Origin of the sequence: Bradyrhizobium sp. 31Argb (genome assembly GCF_043638955.1) — a bacterium.
Lineage (GTDB): Bacteria > Pseudomonadota > Alphaproteobacteria > Rhizobiales > Xanthobacteraceae > Bradyrhizobium.
On sequence record NZ_JBEGDB010000683.1, the window covers coordinates 1 to 656 of the forward strand.

1 pseudogene is annotated in these 656 nt (G+C 70.6%); it reads left to right on the forward strand.

What is annotated here, in order from left to right:
- A pseudogene (locus AAFX91_RS42260) lies at nucleotides 1-656 on the forward strand (non-ribosomal peptide synthetase); the annotation flags it as partial.

The window sequence follows — 656 nt, forward strand, 5'->3', positions numbered from 1 at the left end:
TATCTGCTGGACGGTCATGGGGCGCCGGTGCCGTTCGGGGCGGTGGGGGAGCTCTGCATCGGCGGGGCGGGGGTGGCGCGCGGCTATCTGAACCGGCCCGCGCTGACGGCGGAGCGGTTCATCGCCAGCCCCTTTGTGGACGGCGACCGGCTGTACCGGACCGGCGACCTGGCACGCTACCTGCCGGACGGCAATCTGGAGTTTTTGGGGCGCAATGACGAGCAGGTGAAGATCCGCGGCTTCCGGATCGAGCCGGGCGAGATCGCGGCGCGGCTCCTCGAGCATCCGGCGGTGGGTGATGCGGTGGTGGTGGCGCGCGAGGATGGCCGCGGCGACAAGCACCTTGTCGGCTATGTGGTGTGTGCGCCCGAAGCAGCTTCGAACGGGCAGGATGGAGCCGACCTTGCCGGCACCTTGCGCGCACACTTAGGTGCGCGGCTGCCGGACTACATGGTGCCGAGTGCGTTCGTGCGGCTGGCGGCGCTGCCGCTGACGGTGAACGGCAAGGTCGATCGGAACGCGCTGCCGGCGCCGGACGACGAGGCCTATGCGCGGCGCGCCTATGAGCCACCGCAGGGCGAGATCGAGACCGCGCTGGCGCAGCTCTGGGCCGAGCTGCTCGGGCTGGCGCGGGTCGGACGGCACGACAACTTCTT